Source organism: Streptomyces capoamus, assembly GCF_014654935.1.
GTDB classification, from domain to species: domain Bacteria; phylum Actinomycetota; class Actinomycetes; order Streptomycetales; family Streptomycetaceae; genus Streptomyces; species Streptomyces capoamus.
On sequence record NZ_BNBF01000011.1, the window covers coordinates 170,508 to 179,174 of the forward strand.

The window sequence follows — 8,667 nt, forward strand, 5'->3', positions numbered from 1 at the left end:
GTGCGTCCTTCAGCAGTGCGACCGCCTCCGGGTACCGACTGAGAGCATGCAGGGTACCGGCGAGGTTGCTGGCGAACCCGAGGGTGTCGGGATGGCCCTCGCCCAGAACACGGCGACTACGCGCGAGGACGTCCTCCTGCATGCGACGGGCTTCCGCATACTCGCCCAAGGCATGCAAGGTGCCGGCGAGGTTGTTGGCGGAACCGAGGGTGTCGGGATGATCCTCACCCAGAACACGGCGTCGACGCGCGAGGACGTCCTCCTGCATGGGACGGGCCTCCGCGCACTTCCCCAAGTCGTACAGGGTGCCGGCGAGGTTGTTGGCGGAACTGAGGGTGTCGGGATGGTCCTCACCCAGGACACGGTGATGCCGCGCGAGAACGTCCTCCTGCATGCGCCGGGCCTTCGCGTATTCCCCCAAGCTGCTCAGGGTGCTGGCGAGGTTGCCGGCGGCACTGAGGGTGTCGGGATGATCCTCACCCAGCACACGGCGACGACGCGCAAGAACGTCCTCCTTCATGCGGCGGGCCTCCGCATACTCCCCCAGGGTATGCAAGGCGCTGGCGAGGTTGTTGGCGGAAGCGAGGGTGTCGGGATGGTCCTCACCCAGAACACGACGACGACGGACAAGGGTGTCCTCCGCCATGCGGCGGGCCTCCGCATACTCCCCCAAGCCGCTCAGGATGGTGGCTAGGTTCCCCGCGGAACTGAGGGTGTCGGGATGATCCTCACCCAGCACACGGCGACGACGCACAAGGGTGTCCTCCGCCATGCGGCGGGCCTCCGCGTACTCCCCCAGGTTGGACAGGTTGGTGAACGCGTCGTTCGCCGATTGGAGGGTGTCGGGATGGTCCTCACCCAGGACACACCGACGACGGACGAGGGTGTCCTCAATGACGACCTGTCCCTTGGCGTAGTCACCAAGTCCGGCGGTCGCGTGCCCCAGGAACTGTGCGCAGGTGAGTGTGTCGGGGTGGTCCGGCCCCATATCGGTGCTCCATGCCTCATGCAGCGCTGCACTGAGGTCACGGGCGGCGCGTGGCAGGCCGCTGCGGATCAGGAAGTGAGCCGCTTTCGTCAGGACGGGGCGCAGCGCAGGCCGGTTGGCGATCGCGGTGGTGACGTGGGGGGCGGTGAGGTGGCCGGTGAGTGAGGCCCACGCCGGCCAGTCGGCCGGAGACTGCGGGTCGCCCGGGTCCACTGCCGCGAGGACGGCCGTGACGTCGTCGCGGATCGCCGGTACCTGGTCGGGGCTGGTCTGCGTGCGGAGGATGGCCTGGGTCAGCCGGTGGATCTGGAAGGCGTCGAAGTCGGTGCGCGCCAGTCCGAAGCGGCCGAGGGGCTGGAGGGAGTTGCGCAGCCACATCGGGTCGTCCGGGTCGCCGGGAACGGTGGTCAGGCCGGAGCGGGCCGTCTCCAACCAGGCGGTGGGGATGGGTTCGGGGCCGAGGAACGCGCCGAGACGGAGCAGGGCGGCGGCATCGGGGTGGCCGTCGTCCACGAGGCGGGTGACGGCGATGTTGACCGTCGCGGCCAGCGGCGCGGGATAGTCGCGCACGTCGCTCTCCTGCAGCAGGCGTGCGGTGTCGGTGGTGAGGAGTTGGCGGTAGCGGTCCAGGGTCATGCCGCTGAGCAGGACTCCCGCGGCCTGGGCGAGTGCGAGGGGCAGGTCGCCGAGATCCTGCGCCAGGAGATCGGCGTGTTCGGCGGTCATTCCCGGGATGCGGCTCTTGAGGTAGGCCACGGAGTCGGTGCGGGTGAACACGTCCAGGTCGCATTGGTGAGCGATCCCGTGCCAGTCGGGGCTGCGTGAGGTGATCAGGACGTGGCCCGGTCCCTCGGGAACCCAGGGCTCGATCTGGTCGGGGTGTTCGGCGTTGTCGAGGATGAGGAGCCAGCGGTGCCGCGTCCGCAGATGCTGGAGAAGAGCACGGGCGTTCGGTTCGGAGCCGGCGTCGGATTTGGCGATGCCGAGGCGGTCGGCGAGTTCGGTGTAGCGGACGGGCAACTGGTCGGCCTGTTCGGCGTCGACCCACCACACGAGGTCGTACTGGCTGGCGAACCGGTGAGCGTACTCCAGGGCGATCTGGGTCTTTCCGATGCCGCCCATGCCGTGGAGCGCCTGGACCACTGCTTGGTGTCCGCTGAGCAGACCGGTCCGAAGCTGGCCCATGACCGTCTCGCGGCCGGAGAAGTCGGGGTTGCGGCGGCGGACGTTCCACACCTCGGGCAGCCCGACGCTGCTGGGCAGCCGTGGACGCTGTGCGTCAGGTCCCGTCGGCGTGCCGGCGGAGGCGGCACCGGGGACGGCGGCACCGGGGAGGGCGGCACCCGGGAAGGCGGCACCCGGGAAGGCGACCGGGCCGGTCGGGGCGACCGGGCCGTGGACGGCTTCGAGCAGGGCGGCGGTGGCGGCGGTCTCGTCCAGTCCGTGGATGTCCGTGCGCAGCACCCCGGCCAGGAGGGCGGGGATGTCGTCGTCGGCCAGAAGCTCGATCGCCACCGGAACGAGGCGTCCTCTCAGGGCCACGGTGGCCGACCACTCCTCCCGGGTCCATCGTCTGGGGGCGAAGTAGTGCCGGGAGAACAGGGCCACCACGGCGTCTGCCCGGTCGAGAGCGCCGTTCATCTTCTGGACGAAGTCCTCTCCGGTGCGCCAGTGCCACCGGTCCAGTTCGACCTGGTGCCCGGCCTGTTGGAGCTGCCAGCCGGCCCACTCCGCCCAGGCCCGGTCCGGGCCTGCGTAGCTGACGAAGATGCGTTGCGCGGTGTCGGTCACCGTGGACCCCCGATCCCCTGATGCTCGTGACGTGGAGCGCCAGCCATGATCTCGCGTGCAGCCGGGGACGGGGCGGAGAACGCCGAGACCACATAGCCGAGGCCGGTCACTCTCGGGCCGGCAACGTCTCCTTTCGGGCAACAATCGGCAACTCCGGTCACCAACAAGGCGCGTAACCGCTTACAGTGCTCCAGGACACCTGTTTTGAACGTGTTCAACAAGTCGGAGACAGAGGGGGATCCGCGCCATGCGCAAGGGCGTCAAAGCGGGCGTCATAGGCGGTGTGTGCGTCACGCTGCTGGGCGGGGCCGGTTACGGGCTCTACAACGTCGCGTCCGCGCTGAGCGGCGGCGGCACGGGTGACGCGGCGCCCGCGCGGACCGGGCCGCCCAGCAGTTCCGAGGTGAAGGAGGCGACCGAGGCCTTCTTCGCCGCCTGGCAGAAGGGCGACGCGCCGCGAGCGGCTTCGTACACCAACTTCCCCGACGGGGCCCGGCAGGTGCTGGCGGCCTACTCCGGCGACGCGCACATCGGGAAGGTGCGCATCACGCCCGGCCCGGCCACCGGCGACACCGTGCCGTTCACCGTGCGGGCGACGGTGTCGTACGGCGGGAGGTCCCGCCCGCTGTCGTACCGCAGCACGCTGACCGTCGTCCGGGGCGAGACCTCCCACCGCGCGCTGGTCGACTGGCAGCCCTCCGTCGTCCACCCGCGCCTGCGCAAGGGCGACACGCTCACCACCGGCGCGTCGGCCGCCCCGGAGATCGAGGCCGTGGACCGCGACGGCAAGGTCCTCACCCGGGGGAGGTACCCGTCCCTCGGCCCGGTCCTGGACGAACTGCGCAAGCGGTACGGCGACAAGACCGGCGGCCGGCCCGGCGTGGAACTGGCGATCCGCCACCAGGGCGCCGCCGACGGCGGCCAGGCCGCCGACACCCCGCTGCTGACCCTCGCCAAGGGCAGGCCCGGGAAGCTCCCCACGACGCTCAGCGCGAGCGCCCAGGCGGCGGCCGAGAAGGCCGTGGAGAAGTACCCCGATTCCTCCGTCGTGGCCGTCAAGCCGAGCACCGGCGAGATCCTGGCCATCGCCAACAACCGCATCGACGGCTTCGACGCGGCCCTCCTCGGCGAACGCGCCCCCGGCTCCACCATGAAGATCATCAGCGCGGCGACCCTCATCGACAACGGCCTGACCACGGCGAACGGACCGGCACCCTGCCCGCCGTCGGCCGTCTGGCAGAGCCAGACCTTCCAGAACCTCAAGGGCCTGGCGCCGAACGAGCACGCCACCCTCGCCGACAGCTTCGCCCGCTCCTGCAACACGGCGTTCGTGAAGTTCGCGGACGAGGTGAAGGTCGACTCCCTCACCCGGGAGGCCGAGGAGCGCTTCGGGCTCGGGCGTAACAACTGGCAGGTCGGCGTGCCGACGTTCGACGGCCGGGTGCCCGCGTCCGGCGGCCCGGACACCGCCGCGAACCTGATCGGCCAGGGCCAGGTCCAGATGAGCCCGCTGAACATGGCCTCCGTGACGGCGACCGCGAAGACCGGCACCTTCCGCCAGCCCCTGCTCGTGCCGCTGAAGCTGGACGGCCGCGAACCGGCACGCGCGCGTGGTCTGCCGCCCGGCACGGCCGCGCAGCTGCGCGCCCTGCTGAACCGCACCGCGCGCAGCGGCACCGCGGCCGGCGTGATGGCCGGGCTGGGCGGCGACGTCGGCGCCAAGACCGGGTCGGCCGAGGTCGACGGCGAGGCCCGGTCGGACAGTTGGTTCACCGGTTACCGGGGCGATGTGGCGGCGGCCGCGATGGTCCAGGACGGCGGACACGGCATCGACGCGGCCGGGCCGATTGTCGCAAGCGTGCTACGGAACGCGGGCTGAGATCACCCGTGGAGGCGGGGACTTTAAGGTGAATGCCGTCGTTGGGGAGTGTGAGGGGCTTACGGGGACCCTGGGGAAAGGTGCGGAGGAACTGAGGCTGTGGGCAAGAGAAGGCGCGTCGCCGAGCGGCGCAAGACCCGGCCCGCCGTACTCGGCGGAATGATCGCCGTCGTGGTCGGCGGTGCCGGGTTCGGCGTCTACGCGCTGTACGGCGGGGCCGCGGCCGACGAGCGGACCGGTGCCACGGCCGACCACAAGCCCGTCCCGTCCGGCCCGCCCACCGCGGCCGAGGTCCGCGCGGCCTCCGCCCGTTTCCTCACCGCCTGGCAGCAGGGCAGGGTCGGCGCGGCGGCCGCCGCCACCGACGACCCGTCCGCCGCCCGCAAGCTGCTCACCGGCTACACCGCAGACGCCCACCTGAAGGACGTCAGGCTCACCCCGGGCCCCGCGAAGGGCGCCGAGGTGCCGTTCAAGGTCCAGGCGACGGTGGCGTACCGCAAGCTCGGCAAGCCGCTGTCCTACACCAGTTCGCTCACCGTGGTGCGCCGCGCGAGCGACGGCAGACCGCTGGTCGACTGGCACTCCGCCGTCGTCCATCCCGACCTCAGGGACGGCGACACCCTCGTGACCGGCGCGTCCGGCACCCCGCCGGTCAGGGCGCTGGACCGGGACGGCGGCGAGATCACGGCCGCCGCGTACCCGTCGCTGGGCACGGTGCTGGACGGGCTGCGGGAGAAGTACGGCAAGAAGGCGGGCGGCACGGCGGGCGTCGAGCTGCGCGTGGTGCGCGGCAAGGCCGCCAAGGCCGCCAAGCTCTCCGACAAGACGCTGGTGGAGCTGAGCGAGGGCACGCCGGGCACCGTCAGGACCACGCTCAGCCCCGGCCTCCAGGCCGCCGCCGAGCAGCAGGTGGCGAAGCGCCCGCGGGCCTCGGTGGTCGCGCTGCGGCCCTCGACCGGGGAGATCCTCGCGGTCGCCAACAGCGGGCACGGCTTCAACACCGCCTTCCAGGGCTCGCTGGCGCCCGGTTCCACGATGAAGGTCATCACCTCCTCGCTGCTGATCGACAAGGGTCTGGCGTCGGCGGACAAGAAGCACCCGTGTCCGAAGACGGTCACCTACGGCGGCTGGAAGTTCCACAACGACGACGACTTCGAGATCAAGGGCGGCACTTTCAAGGCGAGCTTCGCCCGGTCCTGCAACACCGCGTTCATCGGCCAGGCGAAGAAGCTGAGGAACGACGACCTGACCAGGCAGGCGCAGCAGGTCTTCGGGCTGTCGATGGACAACTGGGCGATCGGCGTGCCGACCTTCGACGGCTCGGTGCCGGTGCAGTCGGCGGCGCAGATGGCGGCCTCGCTGATCGGGCAGGGCGGGGTGCGGATGAACCCGCTGAACATGGCCTCGGTGGCGGCGACCGTGAAGGCGGGCAGGTTCCACCAGCCGTACCTGGTGTCCCCGTCCGTGGACCACCGCACGCTGGCCACCGCCTCGCGCACCCTGTCGGCCAGGACGCTGTCCCAGCTGCGCGAGCTGATGCGGTACACGGCCGCGTACGGCACCGCCGCCGAGGCGATGTCGGGCCTCGGCCCGGACTACGGCGCGAAGACCGGCTCGGCGGAGGTCGACGGCCAGAAGAAGCCGAACGGCTGGTTCACCGCCTACCGGGGCGACCTCGCCGCGGCCGGCGTGGTGCAGGCGGGCGGGCACGGCGGCGACACGGCCGGCCCGATCGTGGCGAAGCTGCTGAAGCTCGGGGGCTGATCAGCCGCGTACGGGTTCGGCGAAGTACGTCCGGAGGAGGAACCGGACCAGCGCCTTCGACTCGAACTGCACCAGTTCGACGCCGTGGTCAGTGTGGAACTCGACCACGGCCTGGACCCGCCCGCAGGGCCACACCCGGACGGCGCCGCTCTCGGCGGGCGCCCGCAGTCCCCGTTCGAGGAGTGCGCGGGAGAAGGTCCACTCGTGCGGGCCCGGCAGGCCCACGCGGACCGACCGGGGATCGGCGTCGGGGTCGTACCGGAGCACGACGGGTACGGCTCCCGGGTCGTCCTCGTCCGTGACGATATGAGCGCGCGCGTACTGTTCGACTACAGACATCGGACCGCCCTCTCACGCACTGTGACCTATGCGAAAGCTGTGCATCCGCTTTCCATCAAGAGTCGCACACTTTCCGGTTCACGCCCCGGTGAGAGACGAGACGCCCTCTCTCTTGCAAGGCATTCGCAACAAGGGCCTAAAATCATCTGGTGCATGTACCTGACGGATTCATCGACGCCCCGACCTCCGCGGTCACCGGGGTGGTCGCCGCCGGCGCCCTCGCGGTGAGCCTGCGCGGTGCCCGCCGCGAACTCGACGAGCGCACGGCCCCGCTGGCCGGACTGGTGGCGGCGTTCATCTTCGCCGTGCAGATGCTCAACTTCCCGGTCGCGGCCGGCACCAGCGGCCACCTGCTGGGCGGAGCCCTGGCCGCGATACTCGTCGGCCCCTGTACGGCCGTCCTGTGCGTGTCGGTCGTGCTGCTCATGCAGGGCGTGCTGTTCGCCGACGGCGGGCTGACCGCGCTCGGCGTCAACATCACCGACATGGCGATCGTCACGACGGTCGTCTCCTACGCCGTCTTCCGCGGCCTGCTCGCCGTGCTGCCCCGCAAGCGGCGCACGGTGACCGTCGCCGCCTTCGTCGCCGCGCTGGTGTCCGTGCCGGCCGCCGCGGTCGCCTTCACGCTGATCTACGCGGTCGGCGGCACCACCGACGTCTCGATCGGCAAGGTCGCCACCGCGATGATCGGCGTGCACGTGCTGATCGGCGTCGGCGAGGCGGTCATCACCGCGCTCACGGTCGGCGCCGTCATCGCCGTCCGCCCGGACCTGGTGCACGGCGCGCGCGGGCTGCGGCAGCGGCTCCGGCTGCGCGTGAACGGCGAACTGGTGGACGCGCCCGCGCCCACGGCGCCGGTGGCGGCGCGCACCTCACGCCGCACGCTGTGGATCACCGGGCTCGTCACCTCCCTGGTCCTCGCCGGCTTCGTCAGCTTCTACGCCTCGGCCAGCCCCGACGGCCTGGAGAAGGTCGCGCACGACAAGGGCATCGACAAGAAGGCCGAGAAGCACGCCTCGTCCGACTCCCCGCTCGCCGACTACGGAGTGAAGGACATCGCCGACGCCCGGCTGTCCGGCGGGCTCGCCGGGGTCATCGGCGTCGGTGTCACGGTCGTCGCGGGCAGCGCGGTGTTCTGGGCCCTGCGCCGGCGGCGCGCCGACGACATCTCCCCGGCGAGCACCGGCGTCTGACGTGGGAGCGGGACACGCGCACCGGCTATACCGGCACGGGCACTCGCCCGTGCACGGGCTGCCGCCGCACACCAAGCTCGCCGCCGTCTTCCTGTTCGTGGTGGTCGTGGTGTCGACCCCGCGCGAGGCGATGTGGGCGTTCGCGCTGTACGCCGTGCTGCTCGCGGCCGTCGCGTACCACGCGCGCGTGCCCGCCGGCTTCCTGCTCCGGCGGCTGCTGATCGAGGTGCCGTTCGTCGCGTTCGCGGTGCTCATGCCCTTCGTGGCGGAGGGCGAGCGGGTGCACGTCCTGGGGCTGTCGCTGAGCGTGAACGGCCTGTGGGGCGCCTGGAACGTGCTCGCCAAGGGCACCCTCGGCGTCGCCGCCTCCGTACTGCTGGCCGCCACCACCGAGCTGCGCGAACTGCTGCTGGGTCTGCAGCGGCTGAAACTGCCGCCGCTGCTGGTGCAGATCGCGTCCTTCATGATCCGCTACGGCGACGTCATCACCGACGAGATGCGCCGGATGCGGATCGCCCGGGAGTCGCGCGGCTTCGAGGCGAAGGGCGTGCGGCACTGGGGCGTGCTCGCCAAGTCCGCCGGCGCGCTGTTCATCCGCTCCTACGAGCGCGGGGAGCGCGTGCACCTGGCCATGGTGAGCCGGGGGTACGCCGGTTCCATGCCGGTCATCGACGAGGTGACCGCGTCCCGCGCGCAGTGGTCGCACGCCCTCG

The 8,667-nt window shown here is 71.4% G+C and carries 6 protein-coding genes; 4 read left to right on the forward strand and 2 right to left on the reverse strand.

The window, feature by feature from the left end; genetic code table 11:
* On the reverse strand, positions 1-2,779 hold a 2,779-nt coding region (gene fxsT, locus IE312_RS19270; protein WP_229900136.1), incomplete at its 3' end, for an FxSxx-COOH system tetratricopeptide repeat protein.
* 247 nt (positions 2,780-3,026) lie between these two features.
* Here fxsT and IE312_RS19275 point away from each other — a divergent pair.
* Both IE312_RS19275 and IE312_RS19280 read left to right on the forward strand, forming a co-directional pair.
* Positions 3,027-4,658, forward strand: a complete 1,632-nt coding sequence (locus IE312_RS19275) for a penicillin-binding transpeptidase domain-containing protein (RefSeq protein WP_189983399.1) — start codon at positions 3,027-3,029, stop codon at positions 4,656-4,658.
* 99 nt (positions 4,659-4,757) lie between these two features.
* Entirely contained in the window at positions 4,758-6,422 is a 1,665-nt protein-coding gene (locus tag IE312_RS19280) for a penicillin-binding transpeptidase domain-containing protein (RefSeq protein WP_189983401.1), read from the forward strand.
* Here IE312_RS19280 and IE312_RS19285 read toward each other — a convergent pair whose 3' ends face one another.
* Complete coding sequence (locus IE312_RS19285; RefSeq protein ID WP_189983403.1) at positions 6,423-6,761, reverse strand: SsgA family sporulation/cell division regulator; 339 nt, start codon at positions 6,759-6,761, stop codon at positions 6,423-6,425.
* A gap of 149 nt (positions 6,762-6,910) precedes the next feature.
* Here IE312_RS19285 and IE312_RS19290 point away from each other — a divergent pair, with 149 nt between their 5' ends.
* Entirely contained in the window at positions 6,911-7,954 is a 1,044-nt protein-coding gene (locus tag IE312_RS19290; protein ID WP_189983405.1) for an energy-coupling factor ABC transporter permease, read from the forward strand.
* A gap of 1 nt (position 7,955) precedes the next feature.
* The coding region (cbiQ, locus tag IE312_RS19295; RefSeq protein ID WP_229900137.1) for a cobalt ECF transporter T component CbiQ at positions 7,956-8,667 on the forward strand (712 nt) is incomplete at its 3' end.